The sequence below is a fragment of the Streptomyces sp. NPDC050842 genome (genome assembly GCF_044456565.1).
Classification (GTDB): domain Bacteria; phylum Actinomycetota; class Actinomycetes; order Streptomycetales; family Streptomycetaceae; genus Streptomyces.
This window is the reverse complement of record NZ_JBITGA010000010.1, coordinates 123,584-148,944: the sequence shown is the minus strand read 5'-3', so window position 1 is coordinate 148,944 and position 25,361 is coordinate 123,584. Positions and strand designations below refer to the sequence as shown.

The following is a 25,361-nucleotide window of genomic DNA, read 5'->3' as shown; positions in this document are numbered from 1 at the left end:
CCGCCAGCAGGCCGAATCCGCCGACTGTCACACCCCGCCAGTAGGCTTGCGTCCATGCGCATCGCCACCTGGAACGTCAACTCGATCACCGCCCGGCTGCCCCGCCTCCTGGCCTGGCTGGAGAGCACCGGCACCGACGTGCTGTGCATCCAGGAGACCAAGTGCACCGCCGAGCAGTTCCCCACCGAGGAGCTGCGCGCGCTGGGCTACGAGTCGGTGGTCAACGCCACCGGACGGTGGAACGGCGTGGCACTGGTCTCCCGCGTCGGCCTCGCGGACGTCGTCACGGGCCTGCCCGGTGGCCCCGAGTACGAGGACGTGGAGGAGCCGCGGGCCATCTCCGCGACCTGCGGCCCGGTCCGCGTCTGGTCGGTCTACGTGCCGAACGGCCGCGAGGTGATCCACGACCACTACGCGTACAAGCTGCGCTGGCTGGAAGCGCTCAAGGCGGCCGTCGCGGACGACGCCGCCGGAGACCGCCCCTTCGCCGTCCTCGGCGACTACAACATCGCCCCGGCCGACGAGGACGTCTGGGACATCGCCGAGTTCGAGGGCGCCACGCACGTCACCGAGCCGGAGCGGGTCGCCCTCGCGGGCCTGCGCGAGACCGGTCTGACCGACGTGGTTCCGCGCCCCCTCAAGTACGACCACCCGTACACGTACTGGGACTACCGCCAGCTCCGCTTCCCGAAGAACAAGGGCATGCGCATCGACCTGGTCTACGGCAACAAGCCCTTCGCCGAGGCGGTCTCGGACAGCTACGTGGACCGCGAGGAGCGCAAGGGCAAGGGCGCCTCGGACCACGCGCCGGTCGTGGTCGACCTCGACGTGTGACCTCGACGTACGAGCGGGGTGCGCGGAGCTGACGATCTCCGCGCGCCGGGTGGTCGACCGGCAGGTGGCGGTGCGACGCTGTTCGGATGAACATTCCGTTTCTGGACAAGTGGCGCAAGCGGCACGGGAGCGAGGCGGAGGAGGCCGGCGAACCGTCGGCCGCCGACTTCGACCGTGACCCCGACGGGGTGGGCGAGCTGCTCTCCGAGTGCGAGCTGCTCCGCGCCCGCGTCGAGGAGTCCGGGGTGGTGCTCGACAGCAGCCCGCGCTCCCTCCAGGAGCTGGACCAGTTGCCGCCCCGCTGGCGGGACGACCCCGAGGAGCTTCCCTGGTTCGGCAACGACGCCGGCCTCTACCTCGGCACGGTGATCGTCCGGAACGTGCCCGGGGCGCGGTGGCAGGTGTGGCCCGGTGGCGGGCCCGTGGTGCGGCTCGCCTCCGGCCGGGAGATCCAGGTCGTCGAGGCCGGTCTCGACTGGGCGATGCGGGGCGCGCCGGAGCTTTACCAGGTGTACGCCGAAGCCGCCGAATACTGAGCGGGACCCACTTCCCACCCCACCCCCGCACCACCCTTTTGCAGTAAATACGGCTTATTCCGGTTTCATGCGTGTCGGCCGTGAAGTCCCTTTTTCTGGTGGATAGTTTGCGCTGACCTCGACACCGCTGAGAAATGGGGCAGGGCAGCGTATGGCCGTCGTCGATCCGCTGATCGAACTGCGTGGCGTCAACAAGCACTACGGTGCGCTGCACGTCCTCCAGGACGTGGACCTCACGGTCGGCCGCGGCGAGGTGGTCGTCGTCATCGGTCCCTCCGGATCCGGCAAGTCCACCCTCTGCCGGGCGATGAACCGGCTGGAGCGCGTCGAGTCGGGCGAGATCGTCGTCGACGGGCAGCCCCTCCCCGGCGAGGGCAAGGCGCTCGCCCGGCTGCGGGCCGAGGTCGGCATGGTCTTCCAGTCCTTCAACCTCTTCGCGCACAAGACCGTCCTCGCCAACGTCTCCCTCGCGCAGATCAAGGTCCGCAAGCGCAAGAAGGAGGAGGCCGACCGGCGTTCGCGCGAACTCCTCGAACGGGTCGGCCTCGCCGCGCACGCCGAGAAGTACCCGGCGCAGCTCTCCGGCGGTCAGCAGCAGCGCGTGGCCATCGCCCGCGCCCTCGCCATGGACCCCAAGGCCCTCCTCTTCGACGAGCCGACCTCCGCGCTCGACCCCGAGATGATCAACGAGGTCCTGGAGGTCATGCAGCAACTGGCCCAGGAGGGAATGACGATGGTCGTCGTCACCCACGAGATGGGCTTCGCCCGCTCCGCCGCCAACCGCGTCGTCTTCATGGCCGACGGACGCATCGTCGAGGACCGCACGCCGGAGGAGTTCTTCACGAGTCCGCGCAGCGACCGCGCCAAGGACTTCCTCTCCAAGATCCTCAAGCACTGAGCGGGGGCGGCAACCATGCAGCGTACGCACCGGACCCTGGCCGCGCTCGCCCTGCTGCTCGCCGCGACGGCGGCGCTCGGCGGCTGCGGCCGGTCGGGCAGCCCGCCCGTCAAGGGCCCGCAGCCCGACCAACTCCCCGTCTATCAGGTCCAGTCGGGCTTCACTCTGCCCGACTCGACCACCTGGAACCGGGCGAAGAAGCGCGGCCGGCTCGTCGTCGGCGCCAAGGAGGACCAGCCCTACATGGGCGAGAAGGACCCGGCCACCGGCCGCTACTCCGGCTTCGACATCGAGATCGCCAAGATGATGGCGGCCTCCCTCGGCTTCGAACCCGCCGGCATCGAGTTCCGCACGATCGCCTCGGCCAACCGCGAGACCGCCCTGCAGAACGGCCAGATCGACTACTACGTCGGCACCTACACCATCAACGACAACCGCAAGAAGCTCGTCGGCTTCGCCGGCCCCTACTACCAGGCGGGCCAGTCCCTCCTCGTCCGCACCGACGAGGACGACATCGCAGGACCGCAGGACCTGGCCGGCAAGCGGGTCTGCTCGGCCGCCGGCTCCACCCCGTACCAGCGGATCGAGAAGGACTACCCGGAGGCCGAACTCGTCGCCTACGACACGTACTCCGTCTGCGTGGACAACCTGCTGACCTACCAGGTCGACGCGGTCACCACCGACGACACCATCCTCATGGGGTACGCCGCCAAGGTCCCCGACGAACTCAAGGTCGTCGGCAAGCCGTTCTCCGAGGAGCCGTACGGCATCGGCGTCCCGCGCGGCGACAACGCACTGCGCTTCGCCCTCGACGACGCCATCGCCGCCCACGAGAAGAACGGCGACTGGAAGAAGGCCTACGACGCCACCCTCGGCCTCTCCGGGGTCCCCGCCCCGACGCCGCCCGCCATCGACCGGTACCCGGCGAGCTGACCGGAGGAGCCTCCCGACATGGACGTCCTGACCGACAACTTCGCGCTCTACGGCGAAGGTTTCCTCGGCACCGTCGAACTGACCGTCTACGCCTCGGCGTTGGCCCTCGTCCTGGGCTTCGTCATGGCCTCCTTCCGGGTCGCGCCCGTGGGCTCCTTCCGGGTCTTCGGCACGGTCTGGGTCACGGTCCTGCGCAACACCCCGCTGACCCTGCTCTTCTTCGCGGTCATGCTGGGCCTGCCGCGCTTCGGACTCGTCCTGCCCTTCGAGGTGTTCGCGGTCCTCGCGCTCGGCTGCTACACCTCCGCCTTCATCTGCGAGGTCCTGCGCTCCGGCATCAACACCGTGCCGCGCGGTCAGGGAGAGGCCGCCCGCAGCCTGGGCATGACCTTCACGCAGACGCTCGGGGCGGTGGTCCTGCCGCAGGCCTTCCGCACGGTCATCCCGCCCATCGGCTCCACCCTGATCGCCCTCGCCAAGAACTCGGCGATCGCCGGTGCCTTCAGCGTCACCGAACTCCTCGGCACCTACAAGACGTTGAGCGAGCTCGGCTACAACATCGTCTGGACCTTCGTCTGGATCGCCGTCGGATACCTGATCATCACCCTCACCATCAGCGCGATCTTCCACGTCCTGGAGAAGCGCTGGGGAGTCGCCCGATGACCGAGTCCACCGCCCTCTACGACATCCCCGGGCCGCACGCCCGGCGGCGTCACCTCCTCTACGGCCTCGCGTCCACCGTCGTAATCCTCGGTCTGGCCGGCTGGTTCCTCTATCTCCTCTTCGACACCGAGCAGTTCACCTCCACCAAGTGGTCGCCCTTCCTCTACGAGGGCATCCAGGAGCTGCTGCTCGAAGGCCTCGGCAACACCCTCAAGGCCTTCGCGTACGCCTCGGTCCTGTCGCTCGCGCTCGGTGGGCTCCTCGCCGCCGGGCGGCTCTCCGAGCACCGCGTGTTCCGGTGGACCTCGACCCTGGTCGTCGAGTTCTTCCGCGCGATGCCCGTCCTCGTGATGATCTTCTTCATCTTCGTGGCGCTGAAGGTGCAGCCGCTGCCCGCGCTCGTCGCCGGCCTGACCCTCTACAACGGCTCGGTGCTCGCCGAGGTCTTCCGCACCGGCATCCACTCCGTCGAGCGTGGCCAGGGCGAGGCCGCGTACGCGCTCGGCATGCGCAAGACGCAGGTCATGACCTACGTCCTGGTGCCGCAGGCCGTCCGGGCGATGCTGCCGGCCATCATCAGCCAGCTCGTCGTGGCCCTCAAGGACACCTCGCTCGGCTTCCTCATCACCTACGAGGAGTTCCTGCACGCGGGCAAACTGATCGCGTCGAACCTCGACTACGACCTGCCGTTCATCCCCGTCGTACTGGTCATCTCACCGATCTACATCGGGATGTGCATGCTGCTCTCCTGGTTCGCCACCTGGGTGGCCCGCCGAGAGCGCCGCAGCCCGAAGACGAAGGCCGTGGACGTCGCGCCGGCCGACCCCGGGACGCTGCTGCCGGGAGCGCAGTAGCTGCTGTGAAGCCCTGCCCGCCCGGCAGCAGCCGGTGATCACTTCTCCCGCAGCGGTACCGACACGTACGAGGGGTCGGCCGACGGGGAGGAGAAGGTCAGCTGCGCGCCGGTCGGGTTGTGCTCGATGTAGAGCGGGTCGACGGTGTCGACGACCAGGGCGAGCCGATGCCCTGCCGGTACGTCGTACGCCGTGGAGAACAGCTCCAGATCTACGGCGAACGGCTTCCCCGGCGTCTTTCCGTGGAAGGTGTACGGGGCGTTGCTGATCAGCTTGCCCACGCCGAGCGGGCCCACGTCGTAGAGGTACGCGACGAAGGTGCCGCTCTCCTTCGTGGAGGTGACCGTGGTGTGCACCTGGGCCGTGCCCCGTACGCGCTGCGGGGTGGCGTACCGCTCGGACTGCCAGACGCCGGCGAAGGCCTGGTTGAGCAGCGGGACGGAGACGGTGGGCGGGGTGCGCAGGAGCTGGTCCAGGAGGTTGGTGAGCAGGGTGATGCCGCCGTTGGCGCCGGAGTCGACGTTCGCCCAGACGTGCTCGGAGTCGGCGAGCGCGAACTTCCGCTGGTTCGCGTGGACGGACTTCCAGTCGGGGTAGCCCTCGTAGCCGTCGGCGGAGCGGGACTTGAGCTGGACGGGCTGCTCGCGGTCGATGCCGTTGTCGACGCCCTTGAGGTGGCGGTCGAACCAGCGGTGGGCGTTGGTCCAGGTGTCGTTGGGGAGTCCGAGGATGCCGGTCGCCTCGGCGGTGGCGTGGTCGCCGGGGCGGAACTCCAGCCGCTTCGGACCGGTGAGCTTCTCGTAGAAGCTCGCGTACTGGTTCGGCGGGAAGATGGTGTCGCCCCAGGCGTTCCCCATCATGATCGCGGCGCCGTTGGCGTTGATCCGGTCCAGGTAGGTGAGCGGGGACCGCAGGCGGCCCCAGGCGATCATCTCGTCCTCCTTGTCGAGGTTCGACGAGAGGAAGTCGCTCAGGATCCCCTGGAGTTCGGGGCCAGGTCGCCCGGTGAGGAAGCCGGCGCCGCCGAGCAGGGCGGCGGCCTGGAGGTGCTGGGTGCGGCCGCTGTAGATCGAGTCGATGAGGTCGGCCCAGCCGCTGAGCGCGGCGACGGCCTTGATCCGGGGGTCGTGCGCGGCGGTGAGCAGACTGATCCCCGCGCCGTACGAGACCCCTGCCATGCCCACGTGGTCGGCGTCGGCCGGGGTGTTGGCGAGCGCCCAGTCGATGACCTTCGAGGCGTCGGCGATGTCCTTCGGGCCCGCGGTCTCGATCTCGCCGCCGGACTGCCAGAAGCCGCGGGAGTTGTAACTCACCACGATGTAACCGGAGTCGGCGAGCTTCTGCGCCTGGGCGAGGTACTCGATCTGGGGCATGGCCCAGCTCGTGGGCAGCACGATCAGGGGGAGGCGGGCCGAAGCGCCGGCGCCGGCGGGGGTGACGACGTTCGCCTTGAGGACGGTGCCGCCCTCCCCGGCGATGTCGACGAACCGGATGCCGGTCTGGCCGGTCTCGACGGCCTGGGCGGCGGGGGCCAGGCCGAGGGCCGTCCCGGCCACGAGAGCGGCCGAGACGGCGAGTGCCAGGGATGTGCGCACGGGTCACTCCTCACTGGGGGCACTGATGGGGGGGGCAGTGAATGGGGGGCAGTGAAAGTGACCCGACGGTAACCGGCGGGCCGTACCCGTGGTAACCGGTCGGTAAGTTACGTGCGGGTAACGATTGAAGGCGGAACTATGCCGTCGAGGAGGGCGACGGCCTCGGCGAAGTCGGCGTGGGCCTCCTCGTACCGCTTGGCGGCGACGAGGAACATCGAGCGGTCGGTCAGGGCACGGACGGAAGCGCCCGGTTCCTCCGGCAGTCGGCGGGCGAGCGCGACGCCTTCGTCGAAGAGGGGGCGGAGCGACTCCTCGAACCGCTGGGGGTGCCGTACCTGGAAGAGTCCCGAGCGGAGGGTCAGCCGATAGTGGGCGGTCACCTGGTCGGAGAGACCCCCGGGCCCGGGCCGGCCGGCGGCCTCTGCTTCGAGGGCCGGGATGCCGTCGAAGTACGCCTCGATCGTGGCGCGCGACCAGAAACGGAGCTCATGGCCGAACGGCGGCCCCGGTGCCTCCACGGATCCGGCGGCCTCGACGGCCCTGCCGGACAGGGTGAACAGATTGGCCCACCGGGGGAGGAGGTCGCCAGGATCCCCGGAGTCGCCGGACCGCGCGAGCCGGGCCAAGAGCGTCAGGACCTCCCGTCGATCCGCGCCCGCCTCCCGGCAGTGCCCGGCGGCGGCCGGCATCCGGGAGCGGTGGACCAGCGCCCACACCAGGACGGCCCGCGGGTCGGATCCCTCCTCGGCCCCGCGCCGGGTGGCGTCCACGAGTTCCGCGAACACGTCCAGGGCGTCCCCGTGCCGTCCTGCCGCGTCCAGCTCGGCGGACCGCGCCACCGACTCGCCGAAGGACGGCCCGGACCGCGCGGCCCGGGCGTCCAGGGCGCAGACGTCCGCCGCCTCGCCGTGGCGCCCCTCCTCGGCCAGGACCGCGGCCAGCCGCCGCCCGTAGCCGTTCCTCGCCGCACCCCTCTGCTCCAGAGTGCGCCGCCCCACCTCGGCCACCTCCTCGCACACAGCCAGTCCTTCCTCGCGCCGCCCGACGGAGAACAGCGCGTGCTGGTACGCGTGCAGGGCCTGGCAGAGGAGCCTCGCCCCGTTCGTCTCGGTGGCGTCGAGGCGTCGTGCGGCCTCCGCCGCCTCGGCGTCCAGCGCCAGCCGCATGTCCGGGCGGTCCCGGAATCCGGGCCCGTACGCGTTCAACGCCCGGACCAGCTTCGGCAGATAGGCCGCCGGACTCACCTTCGCGAGCACCCGGTACGCCTCGACCTCCTGGGACAGGCTCGGCCAGCCTGATCCGAGCAGCATCGTCCGTGCCCGCAGCACCGCATCCTGATCGATGTTCTCGGAGTGATTCATGACGGCGATTCTGGGAGCCGGGCACGGCGCCGGACAAGGCTTCACAACTGTGCGATCAGTCCTACGAAAACCGCCTCTGACCTGTCATGATGGAAACGTCTTCACCTCTGGTTGACCCCTGACGGGAGGCACGGTGGGCGACACGGGCGACGTACCCGATGTGTTCGACCCGCGGATCTACGCCGCCGGGATCCCGCACGACCGCTTTCGCGTACTGCGCGACCGCGCGCCCGTCGCCCGGCAGGCGGAGCCGGAGATCCTGGGATGGCCCGCCGGGCCCGGGTTCTGGGCCGTCACCCGGCACGCCGACGTCGTCCGGGTGCTCAAGGACTCCGGCACGTACTCGTCCGCCCTCGGCGCCACGCAGATCCGGGACCCCGACCCCGCCGACCTCCCGTTCATCCGGCGCATGATGCTCAATCAGGACCCTCCGGAGCACGGGAGGTTGCGGCGGCTCGTCAGCCGGGCCTTCACGCCCGGGCGGATCGAGCGGTTCGCCGCCACCGCACGGGAGCGGGCCCGTGGCCTGCTCGCGGACGCGGTCGCGGCCGCGGACGGCGGCGAGATCGACCTCGTCCGGACCGTCACCGACGACTACGCCCTGCTCAACCTCACCGACCTGCTCGGCGTGCCCGCGAGCGACCGGGGACTGCTCCACGCCTGGACCGAGCGGGTCATCGCCTACCAGGACCCCGACGAGCCACCCGTCCTCGACGCCCAGGGCCGGCCGGTCAACCCCCGCTCGCCCGCGATGCTCGCCGAGATGTTCGGCTACGCCCAGGAACTCGCCGCGTACAAGCGCGCGCACCCCGCCGACGACGTGATGACCTCGCTGGCCACCTCCGAACTCGCCGACGCCGAAATGGAGATGTTCTTCTTCCTGCTGACCGTCGCCGGGAACGACACCGTCCGCAGCGCCGCCCCCGGCGGACTCCTCGCCCTCGCCGAACACCCCGGAGAGCAAGCCAAGCTGTGGAGCGGAAAGGTCTCCATGGAGACGGCCGTCGACGAACTCCTGCGCGTGCACCCGCCCGTGCTCTCCTTCCGGCGCACGGCGACGCACGACACCGAGCTGGCCGGACAGGCGATCCGGGAGGGCGACAAGGTCGTCGTCTTCCACGCCTCCGCCAACCACGACGAGCGCGTCTTCGCCACACCCCACCGCCTCGACCTCGGCCGGAGTCCGAACGCGCACGTCTCCTTCGGCGACGGCCCGCACGTCTGCCTCGGCGCCCACTTCGCCCGGCTTCAGCTCCGGGTGCTGTACGAGGAGGTGCGCGAGGTCTGCGACGGGCTGACCCTCGCGGCTCCGCCCCGCCGCCTCGTCTCCAACTTCATCAACGGGATCAAGTCGCTGCCGGTTCGGCTGCGGGAGCCGTCCGCGCCGGCTGCGTGATGTCGGCGACCAGCTCCACCACATCGGGGCCGTAGGCCTGCGAGTTGATCACCTTCAGGAGCAGCACGAAGGAGCCCGCGCGGTAGCGGCGGGCCAGTGAGCGGTGGTGGCGTGCCAGATAGCGGGTCGCCGCCTGGTTGGTGATGGCCCGCTGCCCGCAGAAGAGGAACACGGGCCGTCCGCCCTCGCCGGCCGTGAGCCGGGCCAGGATCACGTACTCGGACACGCCCGCCTCCGAGAGGTAGCGCTCCGAGCCGATCCGGAACATGCCCCGGTCCGAACTCGGCTCCACCTCGACGTTCACCGTCACGCCCGGCAGGAGCGTGGCCAGATGGGCGTTCATCCGCCTGTTCGAGTAGGGGCCGCCGACGCAGAACTCGGTGCGGTCCCCGAACCCCTGGTGCGCCTGGTCGTGGGTGAGGATCCGCGCCTGCGCCCCGCAGTCCTTGATGAGCGCGGAGAGTTCGAGCAGCGCGAACACGTCGTACCGGTGCACGGAACGGTCCCCGCCGGATTCCCTGTTCACCACGAGCAGGCACTCCGAGTTCCCCGGCAGCCCGAAGAACGCCTGCTTGCGGCGGAGGCTGCGCCGCCACAGGTACGTGCGGCCCAGCCAGCCGAGGGAGGCACTGACCCCGGTGGCCAGGACCCCGAGCACGATGTTGCGCACGTCTTCGTCCATGGGCGGGCATGGTAGCGGCGATTCGGACTTCGTTCGAGGCGGTCCTGACGGGAGGCGCATGCGGAAGTTACGCTGCGCGGACGGTTGTTGACTGGAGGTTGCGCATGCGTCGATCCGCCGCCCGGAAGGTCTCCGTTCTCGCTGTAGCGGCGACGGTCCTCTCGATGGGCGCCGCCGCGCCGTCCGCGGCCCCTCCCGGTGCCCCGCCGACGCCGGTCAAGGAGCCCGTCGCCGTCGGCCACGGCGGAGCGGTCGCGAGCGTCGACGCCGACGCCTCGGCCGCCGGTATCGAGGTGCTCCGCAAGGGCGGCAACGCCGTGGACGCGGCCGTCGCCGTCGCGGCGGCCCTCGGCGTCACCGAGCCCTATTCCGCCGGGATCGGGGGCGGCGGCTACTTCGTGTACTACGACGCCAAGAGCCGTACGGTCCACACCGTCGACGGCCGGGAGACCGCGCCGCGCTCCGCCGACGCGAACCTCTTCACCCAGAACGGCAAGCCGATCCCCTTCGAGGAGGGCATGACCAGCGGCCTCGGCGTCGGCACCCCCGGCACCCCGGCGACCTGGAAGACCGCACTCGACGCCTGGGGCAGCAAGCGCCTCGCCACCCTCCTCGCGCCCGCCGAGCGGCTCGCCCGCGAGGGCTTCACCGTGGACCCCACCTTCCGGGCCCAGACGGCCGCCAACGAGGCCCGGTTCCGCGACTTCCCCGACACCTCCGCACTCTTCCTGCCCGACGGCCGGCTGCCGGTGGTCGGCTCGGTGTTCAAGAACCCCGACCTGGCCCGTACGTACGAGACGCTCGGCCGCCAAGGCATCGGCGCCCTGTACCGGGGGCCGCTCGCCCGGGACATCGTCGACACCGTCCGCACGCCGCCCGTCCGCGAGGGCGCCACCCGGACCGTCCGCCCCGGCGATCTGACGGAGCATGACCTCGCCGCGTACCGGACCGAGTTCCGCAGGCCTACGAAGGTCGCCTACCGCGGACTCGACGTCTACGGCATGGCCCCGTCCTCCTCCGGCGGCACGAGCGTCGGCGAGGCGCTCAACATCCTGGAGGGCACCGACCTCGCCGCCGCCACCCCGGCCGGCTATCTGCACCGGTTTATCGAGGCGAGCCGGATCGCCTTCGCCGACCGGGGACGCTGGGTCGGCGACCCCGCCTTCGAGTCCGTGCCGACCCGCGAACTGCTCTCCCAGCGGTACGCCGACTCCCGCGCCTGCCTGATCCGCGACGACGCCGTCCTCACCAGCCCGCTCGCGCCCGGCGACCCCCGCGACCCGGCGCCCTGCGCGACCGGCGGGACCGCGGCCCCGACCACGTACGAGGGCGAGAACACCACCCACCTGACGGCCGCCGACAAGTGGGGCAACGTCGTCGCCTACACCCTGACCATCGAGTCCACCGGCGGCAGCGGCATCACCGTGCCCGGCCGGGGCTTCCTGCTCAACAACGAGCTGACCGACTTCTCCTTCGCCCCCGCGAACCCGGCCGTGCACGACCCGAACCTGCCCGGCCCCGGCAAGCGCCCGCGCTCCTCGATCTCCCCGACGATCGTCCTCGACCGGCACGACCGGCCCGTCCTCGCCCTCGGCTCGCCGGGCGGCGCGACCATCATCACCACGGTCCTCCAGACCCTCACCGGGGTCGTCGACCGGGGCCTGCCGCTCGTCGACGCGATCGCCGCGCCCCGCGCGAGCCAGCGCAACCAGGCCACCACCGAACTCGAACCCGGTCTGTGGAACAGCCCGCTGAGGGCGGAGCTGGAGGGGATCGGCCACGGCTTCCGGCAGAACCCGGAGATCGGCGCGGCGACGGGCGTACAGCGCCTGCCCGACGGCCGCTGGGTGGCCGCCGCGGAGACGGTCCGCAGGGGCGGCGGCTCGGCGATGGTCGTCCGGCCGACGGGCCGGTAGCGGGCGCACCGGTAGCGGGCGCACCGGTAGAGGGGCGGGTCGGTGAAGGGCGGGTCGGTGGCCTGATCGACAAGGCCCCCTACAGGGCCGTGAGCACGCGCGGGCCGTCGTCCGTGATCGCGACCGTGTGCTCGGCGTGGGACGCGCGTGAGCCGTCGAGCGTACGGATGGTCCAGCCGTCCCGCGCCGTGTAGTGGTCGTCGGTGCCGCCGCCGATGAGCATCGGCTCGATCGCGAGCACCATCCCGTGCCGCAGCTTCATGCCCCGGCCCGGGCGTCCCTCGTTGGGGACGCCCGGGTCCTCGTGCATGGTGCGGCCGATGCCGTGGCCGCCGAAGCCGTCGGGGATGCCGTAGCCCGCCCCGCGGCAGACCCGGCCGATCGCGTGCGCGATGTCGCCGATGCGGTTGCCGACGACGGCCGCCGCGATGCCCGCCTCCAGGGCCTTCTCCGCCGCGGCGATCAGCCGTGTGTCCTCCGGTCGGGCCCGGCCGACCGTGAAGCTGACGGCCGAGTCGCCCGCCCAGCCGGCAAGGAGCGCTCCGCAATCCGCGGACACCAGGTCGCCGTCGGCCAGCCGGGTGTCGTCGGGGATGCCGTGCACGATCGCGTCGTTCACGGAGATGCACACGACGGCCGGGAACGGCACCGGCGCCCACTCCGGGTGGTAGTCGAGGAAGGGCGAACCGGCGCCCGCCTCCGCCAGGACCGCGCGGGCGGCCCGGTCGAGCTCGGTCAGCGCGACGCCGGGCGCCGCCTTCTCCCGTACGGCCGCGAGGGCGCGGGCCACCACCCGCCCGGTCTCGCGCATCGCCGCCAGGGATTCGTTCGTCTTGATCTCCACCATGCCAATTACTATACCGGTATTAGAATGGCGGCATGGTGCGCACACCCCTGACCCCCGAAGAGCGCGAGCGCGGCGAGCGCCTGGGCCTCCTCCTGCGCTCGGCGCGCGGCGAGCGGTCCATGGTCGAGATCGCGGCCGCGGCCGGCCTGTCCGCCGAGACCCTCCGCAAGATCGAGACCGGGCGGGCCCCGACGCCCGCCTTCTTCACCGTCGCGGCCCTCGCCGGGGTCCTCGACCTGTCCATGGACCAACTCGTGGTGCTCTGCACTCCGGCCCCGGTCATCGAGGCCCCCGCCTGACGGGGGCCTGACCGGAGTCTCATACGGAGACGGCCAGCTGCACCCTGCTGTGGCGCGGGCGCTCGATCTCGTCCAGGAGCGCGAGCGCCAGATCGGCGTGCCCGATACGCCCCGGCCCCTCGACCACCGTGCCCACGGCCGTCCGGTAGCCGCCGGTCCGCTCCGCCTCCGCGTTCAGGTCCAGCGGCGGCACCACCATCACCCAGTCGAGCTCCGGCCCCGCCTCGGCCGTGAGCAGCTCGAACTCGGCCACATGGCCCTGGGCGAAGGCGCGCCACGCCGCCGGGAACTCCGGCGCGTCCATGAGCCGCACCCCCGGCGCGGTCTCCAGCGTCGTCGCGATCCCGAGGGTCAGCAGCCGCCGCACCCCCGCCTCCGCGAGGCCCGTGACCAGGGCCTTCGCCGCCGCCGTGAAGTACTCCTCCGAGGGCAGATCCAGGCGGGCCGCCGCGTGGAGTACGGCGTCGTGGCCGGCCGTGAGCGCCGCCACGGAGGCCGCGTCCGTCGCGTCTCCCCGGACGAGCGTGACTCCCGCGCCCTCCAGGTCGCGATACGCGGCCGGGTCGCGGACCACGGCCGTCACCCGGTGGCCCCGGGCCACCGCCTCGGCCACGGCCGCCCGGCCGACCCGCCCGCCGGCGCCGAAGACCGCGATGCGCAGTCCGTTGCTGTTGCTCTTGCTCTTGCTGATGCCGTTCTCGATGTCCATGCCCGGACGGTAGAACGGAGGTCCCTGGTTACTTCAACGGTACTGGGCTAGCGTCGGACCATGCCTGATCAGCCCTTCCCCGCCGCACCGTTGGACTCCGCCCGCTTCGACGACCCCGACTGCGCCGGCAGCCCGGCCCAGCCCTTCCGCGTCGGCGACAAGTGGACCGGCATGGTGCTGCGCTGCCTGGAGGACGGCACGCCCCGCCGCTTCACCGAACTGCGCGTGCCCCTGCACTGGATCACCCCCAAGGTCCTCACCGAGACCCTCCGCTCCATGGAACGGAACGGCTTCGTCACCCGGACCGTCCACGACGAGAACCCGCCCCGCGTCGAGTACGCCCTCACGTCCCTCGGGCGCTCCCTCATCGGACCGCTCGACACGGCCTGCGACTGGGCCCGGGCCCACGCCCCCGCCATCACCGAGGCCCGCGCCACGTACGAGCAGGCCGGCCGCGGGGAGACCCTCACCCATGCCTCCGGCCCAGCCCCTGCGTGACGTCCGTCCTGGCCTAGGCTCCGGGGCATGATTCCCGAGGAACTGCGGCGCGGCCGCTACGTCAGCCTGACCACCTTCCGCAAGAACGGCACGGGGGTCGCGACGCCCGTCTGGTACGCGGTGGAGGGCGCCGAGCTGTACGCGTGGACCCGCACCGACTCCTGGAAGGTCAAGCGGCTGCGCAACGACCCGCGCGTCGAGGTCGCCGTCTGCGACGTGCGCGGCAACGTCGCCGAGGGCGTCACGCGCTTCCCCGGCGAGGGCAGGCTGGTCGAGGGGGAGGAGCTGCGCCGGATCCGGGGCCTGCTCTCGCGCAAGTACACCTGGCAGTACTGGCTGACCGACGTGCCGGCCATGATCGTCCGCCTCGGCAAGCGTCCGCACACCGGAATCGTCGTGCGTTTCGGCGAATCCGCCGAGTGAGGCACCCGCACGAAAACGGACCGTAGTCGTCCCGTAACACGACTGCGGTCCAATACCCGCGGACCGGCAGGTTCCAGTCGACGGCGGGGCAGGTGCGGATCGCATGACAGTGTATCAACTCCCGGTGGACGTCATGGCGTTCGCGCACTGGCTGACGGAGCTCGCATCCCGCCTCCGGCCGGACGCCGGCTGGTACGGCGTCTTCGCCGACCGCGACCCGGAGGGGCTGCGCGCCTGCTTCGACGGTACGGAGATCCTGCCCTGGGACGTCGTCGAGTCGCTGCTCCAGGACGCCGGAGAGCCCGCCGACGGACCGCTCGCCGCCCGGGCCGGGACGCTGTACGCGGCGGCGGCCACCGCCCACGACCGGCGCCCCGGCGGGGCCGCCGCGCTCGCCGAACGCCGGGGGCTCATGGAGCGGGAGCGGCGGTACGCCGAGTCCCGCGCCCGCGAGCTGGGGGAGCGGCTCCGCGCCACCGCGGGGGCGGCCGAGGCGGCCGCCCTGGAGAACGACCTCGCCTGGATCCGCGACGACCAGGCCCGGGCCGCCGCCCGCGTCGCCGAACTGACGGCCCGCCTGGCCCGCCTCGAAGAGGCCGCCGAGGCCGTGAGGGCCGCGCCGGAGAGGGCCGCCGGGTGGGCGAAGGCCCCTGCTCCGGCGAAGGCCCCTGCTCCGGCACAGGCTCCCGCCTCCGCCCAAGCTCCCGCCTCGGCCTCGGCCCCTGCCCGGCCCGCCGCCCGGCCCGCGAAGGCGCGACCCCGTGGCGCCCGGTACGCCTGGCTGGAGGAGAGTGCCGAGGAGCGGACGCCGGCGGTGGCCGTCCCCGAGTTGCCGACCGGGGGAGCGGCGCCCCGGGGTGCCAGGTTCGGCGGTGGCGGCGAGGCGAGCGCGGCGGCCCCGGCACCCGACGTGGCGGCGGCGGACCCCGGGGAGGCAGCCCGCGCCGCGGCCAATGCCGTCTACGCCCTCCAGCGGCTCCGCGCCCAGAGTCGCAGCGGCGAGGCGCACGCCCTGCTCTGCGAGGCACTCAACGGCCCGCCGGACCGGCTGCCCGCCCTCGCCGCGGAGCTGCACAGGGCCGGCCTCGGCGCCGACTGGTCCACCCTGCTCTGGGAGGCGGCCTCGCTGCCGCCCGGCAGACTCGCCGCCGTCGCAGGGGTCCTCGCCGACGCGGGCCGGGCGGCCGACTGCGACCAGCTCCTCCGTCAGGGCGTGGCCCGCCCCGTGGAGGAGCTCGCCGGGGCGTGCGCCGCGCTGCACGCGGAGGACCACCACCGCGAGGCGCACGCGCTGCTCACCGCCTTCGTCCGGGTCCGGGCCCCCGAGGACGCCGCCCGCCTCGCGGGCGCCGACCCGCGCGGACTCGTCCCCCAGCTCCTCGACGCGGCCCGCGCGGTCTCCGTCGCCCGGGAGCGCGACCTGCTCCACGCCCTGCGCGTGGCGGGCCTGGCGGGGGCCTGAAGCCGCCTCCGGCGGGGCCACCCCGGGCACGTGTCGTTACTTGCGGGTACGTGTCGGTACGTGTCCGACGTGGACCACTCGGGTATGAAACATGATCGACGCCGCCGCTTCGCGACGGTGGTCTTGCTCCGGGGTGTGACGGGGCTTACGTTCTCCTCCTACGCCCCGCGTCTACGGGCGTAGAGGCTCTCTGACGCCGTGCCGAAGGAGCAGCTCATGACCGACGTCGTACGCGCCGCGCTCGTCCAGGCGACCTGGACGGGCGACACCGAATCCATGATCGCCAAACACGAGGGGCACGCCCGGGAGGCCGCCCGGCAGGGTGCCAAGGTGATCGGGTTCCAGGAGGTGTTCAACGCCCCCTACTTCTGTCAGGTCCAGGAGCCCGAGCACTACCGCTGGGCCGAGCCCGTCCCCGACGGCCCCACGGTCAACCGGATGCGGGCGCTCGCCCGGGAGACCGGGATGGTGATCGTCGTCCCCGTCTTCGAGGTCGAGGGCGAGGGCTTCTACTACAACACCGCGGCCGTCATCGACGCCGACGGCACCTACCTCGGCAAGTACCGCAAGCACCACATCCCGCAGGTCAAGGGCTTCTGGGAGAAGTACTACTTCCGCCCGGGCAACGCCGGCTGGCCGGTCTTCGACACCGCCGTCGGCAGGGTCGGCGTCTACATCTGCTACGACCGCCACTTCCCGGAGGGCTGGCGCCAACTGGGCCTCAACGGCGCACAGTTGGTCTACAACCCGTCGGCCACCTCGCGCGGTCTCTCGTCCTACCTCTGGCAGCTGGAACAGCCCGCCGCCGCCGTCGCCAACGAGTACTTCGTCGCCGCGATCAACCGCGTCGGCCAGGAGGAGTACGGCGACAACGACTTCTACGGCACCAGCTACTTCGTCGACCCGCGCGGCCAGTTCGTCGGCGAGGTCGCCTCCGACAAGACCGAGGAACTCGTCGTCCGCGACCTCGACTTCCGCCTCATCGAAGAAGTCCGGCAGCAGTGGGCCTTCTACCGGGACCGCCGCCCCGACGCGTACGACGGGCTGGTGCAGCCGTGAGCAGCCTGTACGACCGGCACAAGGCCGTCATCCCCGACTGGGTCGCCCTCTACTACCGCGACCCCATCGAGATCACCCACGGCGAGGGCCGCCACGTCTGGGACGCCGACGGGCGCAAGTACCTCGACTTCTTCGGCGGCATCCTCACCACGATGACCGCGCACGCGCTGCCCGAGGTCACCAAGGCCGTCGCCGAGCAGGCCGGACGGATCGTCCACTCCTCGACGCTCTACCTCAACCGGCCCATGGTGGAGCTCGCCGAGCGGATCGCCGGCCTCTCCGGCATCCCCGACGCCCGCGTCTTCTTCACCACCTCCGGCACCGAGGCCAACGACACGGCCCTGCTCCTGGCCACCGCGTACCGCCGCTCGAACCAGATCCTGGCGATGCGCAACAGCTACCACGGCCGCTCCTTCTCCACCGTCGGCATCACCGGCAACCGCTCCTGGTCGCCGACCGGCCTCTCGCCGCTCCAGACGCTGTACGTGCACGGCGGCGTCCGCAACCGCGGCCCCTACGCCCAGTACACCGACGAGCGGTTCGTCGACGCCTGCGTCGCCGACCTCGAAGACCTCCTCGGCCACACCCGGGACGTCGCCGCGCTCATCGCCGAACCCGTCCAGGGCGTCGGCGGCTTCACCTCCCCGCCCGACGGCCTGTACGCCGCCTTCCGGCGCGTCCTCGACCGGCACGGCATCCTCTGGATCGCGGACGAGGTGCAGACCGGCTGGGGCCGCACCGGCGACCACTTCTGGGGCTGGCAGGCCCACGGCCAGGCCGGGCCGCCCGACATCCTCACCTTCGCCAAGGGCATCGGGAACGGCATGTCCGTCGGCGGGGTCGTGGCCCGCGCCGAGATCATGAACTGCATCGACGCCAACTCCATCTCCACCTTCGGCGGTTCGCCGATCACCATGGCCGCGGGCCTGGCCAACCTCTCCTACCTCCTGGAGCACGACCTCCAGGGCAACGCCCGCCGCGTCGGCGGCCTCCTCATCGAGCGCGTACGGGCCGCCGTCGCGGGCGTGGACGCCGTACGGGAGGTCCGGGGCCGGGGCCTCATGATCGGCATCGAACTCACCGAGCCGGGCACCGACCGCGCCGACCCGGACGCGGCCTCCGCCGTCCTGGAGGCGGCCCGGGAGAACGGCCTGCTCATCGGCAAGGGCGGCGGACACAACACCAGCGCCCTGCGGATCGCCCCGCCGCTCTCGCTCACCGTCGCCGAAGCCGAGGAAGGCGCCGCGATCCTCGAAGAGGCGCTCAGAGCCCTGTAGTTCACGCCCTTCAGCCCGCTTCCCTGTCGTTCACCCCTACTCACGCAGGAGGGTCCCGTGAGCACCCGTACCCTCATCCGGGGCGGTCTCGTCGTCACCGCCGCCGACGAGATCCACGCCGACGTGCTGATCGAGGACGGCCGGATCGCCGCCCTCGCCGCCCACGGCTCGGACGCGGCCGCCGGCTGGACCGCCGACCGGACCATCGACGCGACCGACCGCTACGTGCTGCCCGGCGGCGTCGACGCCCACACCCACATGGAGCTGCCCTTCGGCGGCACCGCCGCCTCCGACACCTTCGAGACCGGCACCCGCGCCGCCGCCTGGGGCGGCACCACCACGATCGTCGACTTCGCCGTCCAGACCGTCGGCCAGAGCCTCCGTGAAGGACTCGACACCTGGTACGCCAAGGCCGACGGCAACTGCGCGATCGACTACGGCTTCCACATGATCCTCTCCGACGTGAACGAGTACACGCTCAAGGAGATGGACCGGCTCGTCCAGGAGGGCGTGAGCTCGTTCAAGCTCTTCATGGCGTATCCGGGGGTCTTCTACTCGGACGACGGCCGGATCCTGCGCGCCATGCAGCGCTCCGCCGACAACGGCGGGCTGATCATGATGCACGCCGAGAACGGCATCGCCATCGACGTCCTCGTCGAGCAGGCGCTCGCCCGCGGCGAGACCGACCCCCGCTACCACGGGGAGGTCCGCAAAGTCCTCCTGGAGGCCGAGGCCACCCACCGCGCGATCCAGCTCGCCCGGGTCGCCGGAGCGCCGCTCTACGTCGTCCACGTCTCCGCCGAGGAGGCGGTCGCCGAGATCGCCGCCGCCCGCGACAAGGGGCTGCCCGTCTTCGGCGAGACCTGCCCCCAGTACCTCTTCCTCTCCACCGACAACCTCGCGGAGCCCGGCTTCGAGGGCGCCAAGTACGTGTGCAGCACCCCGCTCCGCCCCAGGGAGCACCAGGCCGCGCTCTGGCGCGGGCTGCGGACCAACGACCTCCAGGTGGTCTCCACCGACCACTGCCCCTTCTGCTTCACGGGGCAGAAGGACCTCGGCCGCGGGGACTTCTCCAAGATCCCCAACGGCCTGCCGGGCGTGGAGAACCGCATGGACCTCCTCCACCAGGCCGTCGTCGAAGGGCACATCTCCCGGCGCCGCTGGATCGAGATCGCCTGCGCCACACCCGCCCGGATGTTCGGCCTCTACCCGCAGAAGGGCACGATCGCGCCCGGCGCCGACGCCGACGTCGTCATCTACGACCCGAACGCCCGCCAGACCCTCTCCGCGACCACCCACCACATGAACGTCGACTACTCCGCGTACGAGGGGAAGGCGATCACCGGACAGGTCGAGACCGTCCTCTCGCGCGGCGAACTCGTCATCGACCAGCGGAAGTTCACCGGCCGTGCCGGACACGGCGCCTTCACCCCCCGCTCCACCTGCCAGTACCTGAACTGAACCCCGAACCAGGAGGTCCCCGCGTGGACTTCGGACTCGTCCTGCAGACCGACCCGCCCGCCTCGCAGGTCGTCGGCCTGATGCGCCGGGCGGAGCGGAACGGCTTCCGCTACGGCTGGACCTTCGACTCCGCCGTGCTGTGGCAGGAACCCTTCGTCATCTACAGCCGCATCCTCGAACACACCACGAAACTGCACGTGGGCCCCATGGTCACCAACCCGGGCACGCGCACCTGGGAGGTCACCGCCTCCACCTTCGCCACCCTCAACGACATGTACGGCAACCGGACCGTCTGCGGCATCGGCCGCGGCGACTCCGCCATGCGCGTCGCGGGCCGCAGGCCCAACACCCTCGCCCGGCTCGGCGAGGCCATCGACGTCATCCGCGACCTCGCCGAGGGCCGCGAGGCACTCGTCGACGGCAACCCGATCCGCATCCCCTGGATCAAGGAGGGCAAGCTGCCCGTCTGGATGGCGGCGTACGGCCCCAAGGCCCTCGCCCTCGCCGGACAGAAGGCCGACGGCTTCATCCTCCAGCTCGCCGACCCGTTCCTCACGGAGTGGATGGTCAAGGCGGTCCGGCAGGCCGCCACCGACGCCGGCCGCGACCCCGACGCCCTCACGATCTGCGTCGCCGCCCCCGCCTACGTCACGGCCGACGACTCTCCCGAGGCCCTGACCCACGCCCGCGAGCAGTGCCGCTGGTTCGGCGGCATGGTCGGCAACCACGTCGCGGACCTGGTCGCCAAGTACGGCGAGCACTCGGGGATGGTGCCGGAGGCGCTCACCGCGTACATCAAGGACCGGCAGGGGTACGACTACAGCCACCACGGCCGCGCCGACAACCCCGACACCGCCTTCGTCCCCGACGAGATCGTCGACCGCTTCTGCCTCCTCGGCCCCGCAGACGCGCACATCGAGAAGCTGCGCCGCCTCCGGGACATGGGCGTGGACCAGTTCGCCGTCTACAACATGCACGACAACCGCGAGGGCACCATCGACGCGTACGGCAGCGAGATCATCCCCGTCCTCCGCCCCTGACCCCGCGCCGCCGAACCCCCCACGCCCCGCACGGCCTCGTTCCGCCGCCAGTCCCCGCCGAACGAACGAAGGGTTCCGCCGCCATGACCGCCACCGACTCCGCCCCCGCCTCCTCCGGAAGACCCGCCATAGCCGACGGCCGTGCCGAGCTCGCGCCCGGCACGGCCCCCACCGACCCCCGCTTCGTCAACGACGACCTGCTCCCCGTCCCCGTCGCGGAGCGCCGCTGGACCACGTACAACTTCGCCGCCCTCTGGGTCGGCATGGCGCACAACATCCCCTCCTGGATGCTCGCCTCCGGTCTCGTCGCCCTCGGCATGGACTGGAAGCAGGCCGTCCTCACCATCGCCCTCGCCAATGTCGTCGTCCTCCTGCCGATGCTCCTCACCGGGCACGCCGGACCCAAGTACGGCATCCCGTTCCCGGTCCTCGCCCGCGCCTCCTTCGGACTGCGCGGCGCCAACCTGCCCGCCCTCATCCGCGCCGGCGTCGCCTGCGCGTGGTTCGGCATCCAGACCTGGATCGGCGGACAGGGCGTCTTCATCCTCCTCGACAAGGTCTTCGGCGGCAGCTGGGCGGAGGCGTCGAGGATCGGCGGCCAGCCCTGGACCCTCTGGCTCTGCTTCGTCCTCTTCTGGGCCCTCGAACTCGCCATCATCTACCGGGGCATGGACGCCCTGCGCCGCTTCGAGAACTGGGCCGCGCCCTTCGTCATCGTCGGCGCGCTCGCCCTCCTCGTCTGGATCACCGTCAAGGCGGGCGGCCTCGGCCCCCTCCTCGACCAGCCCTCCCGGCTCGGCTGGGGCGCGGACTTCTGGCCGGTCTTCTTCCCCGCCCTCATGGGCATGATCGCCTTCTGGGCGACGCTCAGCCTCAACATCCCCGACTTCACGCGCTTCGGGGCGGGCCAGCGGGCCCAGGTGTGGGGCCAGACCCTCGGCCTGCCCACCACCATGACCCTGTTCGCGCTGCTCTCGGTGCTCGTCACGTCCGGCTCGCAGGCCGTGTACGGAGCGCCCGTCTGGGACCCGGTGGAGCTCGCCGCCAAGGCCGACAACGTCTTCGGGCTGCTCTTCGCCCTGGTGACCGTCCTCGTCGCGACCCTGTCGGTCAACATCGCGGCGAACGTCGTCTCCCCGGCGTACGACCTCGCCAACCTCGCGCCGAAGCTCGTGAACTTCCGTACGGGCGCGCTGATCACCGGGGTCGTCGGCGTCCTCATCATGCCGTGGAAGCTCACCGCCACCCCCGAGCTCTACATCTTCACCTGGCTCGGTCTGGTCGGCGGCCTCCTCGGCACCGTGGCCGGCATCCTCATCGCCGACTACTGGCTCGTCCGCCGCACCGCGCTCGACCTCGAAGGGCTGTACCGGGCGGACGGGCCGTACTGGTACCGGGGCGGCTGGAACCCGGCGGCCGTCCTCGCGTTCGCGGTCGGCGGCGTCCTCGCCGTCGGCGGCTCCCACTCGGCGCCGGGCACCGGCCCGTTCCCCGAGGACGGCCTCATCCCCTTCCTCAAGCCCCTCGCCGACTACGGCTGGGCCGTGGGACTGGCGGCCTCTCTGCTCCTCTACGTCGCGCTCATGAGGCGGCGGGGCGTTTCCCCGTCGTCCTCCCGATCCAGCTGAGGTAGGACCACACGCGGGTGTTCACGGCCGGGGTGTCGGTCGCGCAGCCCTTCCCGTAGGAGACCAGGCCGACCAGGTACGGCTTCCGCCCGACCTTGCGGACGAGGGGGCCGCCGGAGTCGTACAGACAGGTGTCGCGCCCGGGGGCGTAGGTGCAGATCTGCGGGGCGGCGACGTGGGCCATGCCCCGGTCCACGCACGTCGGGTTGCTCATCGTGCCGAGGACCACCGTGCGCAGGACGTCGGAGGTCCGGCCGCCGAACGAGGTGGCGCCCCACCCGGGGACCTCGACCTGCGTGTGGTCGAAGGTGTCGTGGGAGTACGGGGCGGGCAGCCCGACCGGGCTCACTCCGCGGTTGTACGCGACCGGTTCGGCCAGCCGGACGAGCGCGATGTCGTTCCGCTGGGTCTCCGGGTCGTAGTCGGGGTGCACGACGAACCGTTCCGGCGTCGCGAGCACGGTGTACGGGCTGTCGTCCCCGGTCGTCAGGTCGTGGTCACCCAGGAGGACGCCCAGCCGGGCGGGGTCGCTGTAGGAGCCGGTCAGACAGTGGGCGGCGGTGAGCACGTACCGGTCGGTGACGAGCGCCCCGCCGCACACCACCCGCTGCTCGGCGAGGTCCACGAGCCCCGCCATGAACGGGTACTGGTGCGGCTTCGCCTCCTGGCCTCCGACGATCGCGTGCGCCGCCGGGGCGGGGCCGAGGGGGCTCAGGGCCAGCGCCGCCCCCGTGGCCGTGGCCACGAGCCTTCGCAGCCTTCTCATCCGTCCCATGCATCCCATGCGTCCCACGGCATCTCCGAACTGTCGGCGGCGTTTCCCCGGGGCCGGCGGAGGCATGCGGAGACGTTTCCTCCGCCCGTCACCACGGCCCGCTCCGGCCCGTCCGGACTTCAACGATCAAGGCGGGGAGCGGTCACCGGTGCGGGTCGGGGGCCGGCCGGCTGCCGGGCCGTTCAGCGGGGCTCGGCGAGCAGCCCGTTGAGTTCGGGGAAGTCGATGCCCTCGGCGAGGGATCGGTACTCGCCGGTGCCGAAGAGCTCCCGCGCCGCGCGGCGGGCAGCGGCGTAGGCGGCCTGCGCCACCCCCGAGCCGAGACTGACTCGCGCCGCGCCGAGGGCGCCGAGCTCGGCAACGGTCGGGGCGCCGGGGCCGGCCATGACGTTCAGCGGTACGGAGATACCCCCGGCCAAAGCCGCGATGGTGTCGGCGTCGGTGACGCCGGGGACGAAGATGCCGTCCGCACCCGCGTCGACATACACGCGCGCCCGGGCGAGGGTCTCCTTCAGACGGGTTTCCGGGTCGCCGAGACCGAACAGGAAGGTGTCGATGCGCGCGTTCAGGAACAGGTCCGCGCCCGCCCGGTCGGCGGTCTGCCTGGCCACGGCCAGCCGCGAGGCGAGCTCCCCCGGGGGCCGCGTGCCGTCCTCGATGTTGACGCCGACAGCGCCCGCTGCGAGCACTCCGGCGACGGTCTCGGCAACACCGGTGGCGTCGTTCCCGTACCCACCCTCGATGTCGGCGGTGACGGGAACCGCCACGGCCGCGACGACGCGGGCGACGAGGTCCAGCGCTCGGTCACGGGTGAGGACGTCACCGTCCGGAGAACCCAGCGACCAGGCGACGCCGGCGCTGGTGGTGGCGATCGCGGGGGCCCCCGCGGCCTCGATGACACGGGCGCTTGCGACATCCCAGGCGTTGGCGAGCGCGAGAGGGGCAGGCGAGGTGTGCAGGGAGCGGAAGAGGCGGGCACGATCCGCCGGTGCGAGGGTCATGGGCGCAGTCAACCATCGACCACCGCCCGCCTTCTGGCAGGTATGCGACACCAACGTCGAGGCCCGTGCCGGTCGGACGACGTGCGGAGCCGTCGCAGAGCAGTCCTACGGCACCCGGGCCGTCCACTCCGCCGTGCCGAACTTCGTCTCCGCCAGCTCCTTCGCCCGCGTCAGCTCGTCCTCCGTGAGGGCGCCCTCCGACAGGCCGTACCGGCCGCGGAAGGAGTCGATCATCCGCTCGATCACCGCCTCGCGCGGCAGCCCCGTCTGCCGCCGCAGCGGGTCCACCCGCTTCTTCGCGCTCTTCGTGCCCTTGTCGGAGAGCTTCTCGCGGCCGATCCGCAGCACCTCCGTCATCCGGTCCGCGTCGATGTCGTACGCCATCGTCACGTGGTGCAGGACCGCGCCGCCGCCCCCGACCATCCGCTTCTGCGCCGCGCCCGCGATCTTCCCGGCGTCCGTCGCGATGTCGTTCAGCGGCTGGTACCAGGCCTTGATCCCCATGTCGCCGAGCGCGCCGAGCACCCAGTCGTCGAGATAGGCGTAGCTGTCGGCGAAGGAGAGCCCCTGCACGAGCGCGTCCGGGACGGAGAGCGAGTACGTGATCGTGTTGCCCGGCTCGATGAACATCGCCCCGCCGCCGCTGATCCGGCGCACCACCTGGATGCCGTGGCGCTCGGCGGCCGCCGGGTCGACCTCGTTGCGCAGGGACTGGAAGCTGCCGATGACCACCGCGGGGGCGCCCCACTCCCAGACGCGCAGGGTGGGCGGCCGGTGACCGGCCGCCACCTCGGCCGTCAGGACCTCGTCGAGGGCCATGTGCAGCGCGGGTGCCTGCGGCGGCTCGTGGATCAGCTGCCAGTCGTAGTCGGTCCAGTCCGTGGCGTGCGCGAGGGCCCTGCGGACCGCCACTCCGACGCCCTCGGCGGTCAGCCCGAACATCTGCGTGCCCGGCGGGAGGGCCGCGTCGATCCGCGCCGCGAGCCCGGCGGCGTCCGTGTCGGCCGGCGCGCCCTCCAGGGCCCGGTCGATCGCCAGGATCGCCTCGTCGGGCTCCAGGAAGAAGTCGCCCGCGACCCGGACGTTCCGCAGGACACCGCCCTCGGTGTCGAGGTCGACGACCACCAGCTTGCCGCCGGGGACCTTGTACTCGCCGTGGAACGCGCCGTGCACGGACCCTCCCTGCAGATAAGGGGCGAACTCAATCAAGGGGC

The 25,361-nt window shown here is 71.9% G+C and carries 25 protein-coding genes; 17 read left to right on the top strand and 8 right to left on the bottom strand.

Annotated elements, in window-relative coordinates; all coding sequences use genetic code 11:
- The first annotated feature begins 54 nt into the window (after positions 1-54).
- From ACIBG6_RS30465 to ACIBG6_RS30440, 6 genes are all read left to right on the top strand, one after another.
- Positions 55-834, top strand: coding sequence for an exodeoxyribonuclease III (locus tag ACIBG6_RS30465; protein ID WP_399225905.1), 780 nt, complete (start codon positions 55-57; stop codon positions 832-834).
- An 86-nt stretch (positions 835-920) separates the two neighbouring features.
- A complete protein-coding gene (locus ACIBG6_RS30460; RefSeq protein WP_399225904.1) occupies positions 921-1,370 on the top strand; it encodes a DUF6278 family protein in 450 nt (149 codons plus the stop codon).
- A 151-nt stretch (positions 1,371-1,521) separates the two neighbouring features.
- Complete coding sequence (locus ACIBG6_RS30455) at positions 1,522-2,268, top strand: amino acid ABC transporter ATP-binding protein (protein ID WP_399225903.1); 747 nt, start codon at positions 1,522-1,524, stop codon at positions 2,266-2,268.
- Between the two features lie 15 nt (positions 2,269-2,283).
- Positions 2,284-3,201: a glutamate ABC transporter substrate-binding protein gene (locus ACIBG6_RS30450; RefSeq protein WP_399225902.1), complete on the top strand. Its 918-nt coding sequence runs from the start codon at positions 2,284-2,286 to the stop codon at positions 3,199-3,201.
- A gap of 18 nt (positions 3,202-3,219) precedes the next feature.
- A complete protein-coding gene (locus ACIBG6_RS30445; protein WP_329620414.1) occupies positions 3,220-3,864 on the top strand; it encodes an amino acid ABC transporter permease in 645 nt (214 codons plus the stop codon).
- Entirely contained in the window at positions 3,861-4,718 is an 858-nt protein-coding gene (locus tag ACIBG6_RS30440; protein ID WP_399225901.1) for an amino acid ABC transporter permease, read from the top strand. The genes ACIBG6_RS30445 and ACIBG6_RS30440 overlap by 4 nt, the downstream gene beginning before the upstream one ends.
- A gap of 38 nt (positions 4,719-4,756) precedes the next feature.
- On the opposite strand, the gene ACIBG6_RS30435 is transcribed toward ACIBG6_RS30440, so the two are convergent.
- Both ACIBG6_RS30435 and ACIBG6_RS30430 read right to left on the bottom strand, forming a co-directional pair.
- A complete protein-coding gene (locus tag ACIBG6_RS30435) occupies positions 4,757-6,313 on the bottom strand; it encodes an alpha/beta fold hydrolase (protein WP_399225900.1) in 1,557 nt (518 codons plus the stop codon).
- A 107-nt stretch (positions 6,314-6,420) separates the two neighbouring features.
- Positions 6,421-7,674, bottom strand: coding sequence for a hypothetical protein (locus ACIBG6_RS30430; protein ID WP_399225899.1), 1,254 nt, complete (start codon positions 7,672-7,674; stop codon positions 6,421-6,423).
- A gap of 133 nt (positions 7,675-7,807) precedes the next feature.
- On the opposite strand from ACIBG6_RS30430, the gene ACIBG6_RS30425 reads away from it, so the two are divergent.
- Positions 7,808-9,070, top strand: coding sequence for a cytochrome P450 (locus ACIBG6_RS30425; RefSeq protein ID WP_399225898.1), 1,263 nt, complete (start codon positions 7,808-7,810; stop codon positions 9,068-9,070).
- Here the strand turns inward: ACIBG6_RS30425 and ACIBG6_RS30420 are convergent.
- Positions 9,021-9,752, bottom strand: a complete 732-nt coding sequence (locus tag ACIBG6_RS30420; protein ID WP_399225897.1) for a hypothetical protein — start codon at positions 9,750-9,752, stop codon at positions 9,021-9,023. The genes ACIBG6_RS30425 and ACIBG6_RS30420 overlap by 50 nt on opposite strands.
- 104 nt (positions 9,753-9,856) lie before the next feature.
- Here ACIBG6_RS30420 and ggt point away from each other — a divergent pair, with 104 nt between their 5' ends.
- Positions 9,857-11,668, top strand: coding sequence for a gamma-glutamyltransferase (gene ggt, locus ACIBG6_RS30415; protein WP_399225896.1), 1,812 nt, complete (start codon positions 9,857-9,859; stop codon positions 11,666-11,668).
- Positions 11,669-11,747: 79 nt separating this feature from the next.
- Here the strand turns inward: ggt and map are convergent, their stop codons facing one another.
- Entirely contained in the window at positions 11,748-12,515 is a 768-nt protein-coding gene (gene map / locus ACIBG6_RS30410; protein ID WP_399225895.1) for a type I methionyl aminopeptidase, read from the bottom strand.
- Between the two features lie 32 nt (positions 12,516-12,547).
- Between map and ACIBG6_RS30405 the strand changes: the two genes are divergently transcribed.
- On the top strand, positions 12,548-12,814 hold the full coding sequence (locus tag ACIBG6_RS30405; RefSeq protein WP_399225894.1) for a helix-turn-helix domain-containing protein: 267 nt from the start codon (positions 12,548-12,550) through the stop codon (positions 12,812-12,814).
- A gap of 19 nt (positions 12,815-12,833) precedes the next feature.
- On the opposite strand, the gene ACIBG6_RS30400 is transcribed toward ACIBG6_RS30405, so the two are convergent.
- Positions 12,834-13,523: an NAD(P)-dependent oxidoreductase gene (locus ACIBG6_RS30400; protein WP_399225893.1), complete on the bottom strand. Its 690-nt coding sequence runs from the start codon at positions 13,521-13,523 to the stop codon at positions 12,834-12,836.
- A 60-nt stretch (positions 13,524-13,583) separates the two neighbouring features.
- On the opposite strand from ACIBG6_RS30400, the gene ACIBG6_RS30395 reads away from it, so the two are divergent.
- The 8 genes from ACIBG6_RS30395 to ACIBG6_RS30360 all read left to right on the top strand — a co-directional run bounded on the left by ACIBG6_RS30395 (position 13,584) and on the right by ACIBG6_RS30360 (position 22,371).
- Positions 13,584-14,021 carry a winged helix-turn-helix transcriptional regulator gene (locus tag ACIBG6_RS30395; protein WP_399225892.1) on the top strand — a complete coding sequence of 146 codons (438 nt, stop codon included), beginning with the start codon at positions 13,584-13,586 and terminating at the stop codon, positions 14,019-14,021.
- A 27-nt stretch (positions 14,022-14,048) separates the two neighbouring features.
- The gene (locus tag ACIBG6_RS30390; protein ID WP_399225891.1) at positions 14,049-14,444 is read left to right on the top strand and encodes a PPOX class F420-dependent oxidoreductase; all 396 of its coding nucleotides are present in this window, start codon (positions 14,049-14,051) and stop codon (positions 14,442-14,444) included.
- Between the two features lie 103 nt (positions 14,445-14,547).
- Positions 14,548-15,906 (top strand): UL36 very large tegument protein, encoded by a 1,359-nt coding sequence (locus ACIBG6_RS30385; RefSeq protein ID WP_399225890.1) that lies wholly within the window; start codon positions 14,548-14,550, stop codon positions 15,904-15,906.
- Positions 15,907-16,122: 216 nt separating this feature from the next.
- Entirely contained in the window at positions 16,123-16,965 is an 843-nt protein-coding gene (locus tag ACIBG6_RS30380) for a nitrilase-related carbon-nitrogen hydrolase (protein WP_399225889.1), read from the top strand.
- Positions 16,962-18,242: an aspartate aminotransferase family protein gene (locus ACIBG6_RS30375; protein WP_399225888.1), complete on the top strand. Its 1,281-nt coding sequence runs from the start codon at positions 16,962-16,964 to the stop codon at positions 18,240-18,242. The genes ACIBG6_RS30380 and ACIBG6_RS30375 overlap by 4 nt, the downstream gene beginning before the upstream one ends.
- A gap of 57 nt (positions 18,243-18,299) precedes the next feature.
- Complete coding sequence (gene hydA / locus ACIBG6_RS30370) at positions 18,300-19,703, top strand: dihydropyrimidinase (protein WP_399225887.1); 1,404 nt, start codon at positions 18,300-18,302, stop codon at positions 19,701-19,703.
- A 23-nt stretch (positions 19,704-19,726) separates the two neighbouring features.
- Entirely contained in the window at positions 19,727-20,743 is a 1,017-nt protein-coding gene (locus ACIBG6_RS30365; RefSeq protein ID WP_399225886.1) for a TIGR03842 family LLM class F420-dependent oxidoreductase, read from the top strand.
- Positions 20,744-20,826: 83 nt separating this feature from the next.
- A complete protein-coding gene (locus ACIBG6_RS30360; RefSeq protein ID WP_399225885.1) occupies positions 20,827-22,371 on the top strand; it encodes an NCS1 family nucleobase:cation symporter-1 in 1,545 nt (514 codons plus the stop codon).
- On the opposite strand, the gene ACIBG6_RS30355 is transcribed toward ACIBG6_RS30360, so the two are convergent.
- From ACIBG6_RS30355 to ACIBG6_RS30345, 3 genes are all read right to left on the bottom strand, one after another.
- Complete coding sequence (locus tag ACIBG6_RS30355; protein WP_399225884.1) at positions 22,325-23,116, bottom strand: serine protease; 792 nt, start codon at positions 23,114-23,116, stop codon at positions 22,325-22,327. The two genes, ACIBG6_RS30360 and ACIBG6_RS30355, sit on opposite strands and share 47 nt — an antisense overlap.
- 212 nt (positions 23,117-23,328) lie before the next feature.
- Positions 23,329-24,147 carry an isocitrate lyase/phosphoenolpyruvate mutase family protein gene (locus ACIBG6_RS30350; RefSeq protein WP_399225883.1) on the bottom strand — a complete coding sequence of 273 codons (819 nt, stop codon included), beginning with the start codon at positions 24,145-24,147 and terminating at the stop codon, positions 23,329-23,331.
- A gap of 105 nt (positions 24,148-24,252) precedes the next feature.
- Positions 24,253-25,320: a biotin/lipoate A/B protein ligase family protein gene (locus tag ACIBG6_RS30345; protein WP_399225882.1), complete on the bottom strand. Its 1,068-nt coding sequence runs from the start codon at positions 25,318-25,320 to the stop codon at positions 24,253-24,255.
- Between the last annotated feature and the right edge of the window lie 41 nt (positions 25,321-25,361).

Coding starts and splice junctions, on each gene's coding strand:
- ACIBG6_RS30390 (WP_399225891.1), top strand. CDS start 14,049: ATGATTCCCGAGGAACTGCGGCGCGGCCGCTACGTCAGCCTGACCACC.
- ACIBG6_RS30455 (WP_399225903.1), top strand. CDS start 1,522: ATGGCCGTCGTCGATCCGCTGATCGAACTGCGTGGCGTCAACAAGCAC.
- ACIBG6_RS30360 (WP_399225885.1), top strand. CDS start 20,827: ATGACCGCCACCGACTCCGCCCCCGCCTCCTCCGGAAGACCCGCCATA.
- ACIBG6_RS30440 (WP_399225901.1), top strand. CDS start 3,861: ATGACCGAGTCCACCGCCCTCTACGACATCCCCGGGCCGCACGCCCGG.
- ACIBG6_RS30460 (WP_399225904.1), top strand. CDS start 921: ATGAACATTCCGTTTCTGGACAAGTGGCGCAAGCGGCACGGGAGCGAG.
- ACIBG6_RS30450 (WP_399225902.1), top strand. CDS start 2,284: ATGCAGCGTACGCACCGGACCCTGGCCGCGCTCGCCCTGCTGCTCGCC.
- ACIBG6_RS30400 (WP_399225893.1), bottom strand. CDS start 13,523: ATGGACATCGAGAACGGCATCAGCAAGAGCAAGAGCAACAGCAACGGA.
- ACIBG6_RS30430 (WP_399225899.1), bottom strand. CDS start 7,674: ATGAATCACTCCGAGAACATCGATCAGGATGCGGTGCTGCGGGCACGG.
- ACIBG6_RS30350 (WP_399225883.1), bottom strand. CDS start 24,147: ATGACCCTCGCACCGGCGGATCGTGCCCGCCTCTTCCGCTCCCTGCAC.
- ACIBG6_RS30380 (WP_399225889.1), top strand. CDS start 16,123: ATGACCGACGTCGTACGCGCCGCGCTCGTCCAGGCGACCTGGACGGGC.
- ACIBG6_RS30405 (WP_399225894.1), top strand. CDS start 12,548: ATGGTGCGCACACCCCTGACCCCCGAAGAGCGCGAGCGCGGCGAGCGC.
- ACIBG6_RS30465 (WP_399225905.1), top strand. CDS start 55: ATGCGCATCGCCACCTGGAACGTCAACTCGATCACCGCCCGGCTGCCC.
- ACIBG6_RS30420 (WP_399225897.1), bottom strand. CDS start 9,752: ATGGACGAAGACGTGCGCAACATCGTGCTCGGGGTCCTGGCCACCGGG.
- ACIBG6_RS30385 (WP_399225890.1), top strand. CDS start 14,548: ATGACAGTGTATCAACTCCCGGTGGACGTCATGGCGTTCGCGCACTGG.
- ggt (WP_399225896.1), top strand. CDS start 9,857: ATGCGTCGATCCGCCGCCCGGAAGGTCTCCGTTCTCGCTGTAGCGGCG.
- ACIBG6_RS30445 (WP_329620414.1), top strand. CDS start 3,220: ATGGACGTCCTGACCGACAACTTCGCGCTCTACGGCGAAGGTTTCCTC.
- ACIBG6_RS30395 (WP_399225892.1), top strand. CDS start 13,584: ATGCCTGATCAGCCCTTCCCCGCCGCACCGTTGGACTCCGCCCGCTTC.
- map (WP_399225895.1), bottom strand. CDS start 12,515: ATGGTGGAGATCAAGACGAACGAATCCCTGGCGGCGATGCGCGAGACC.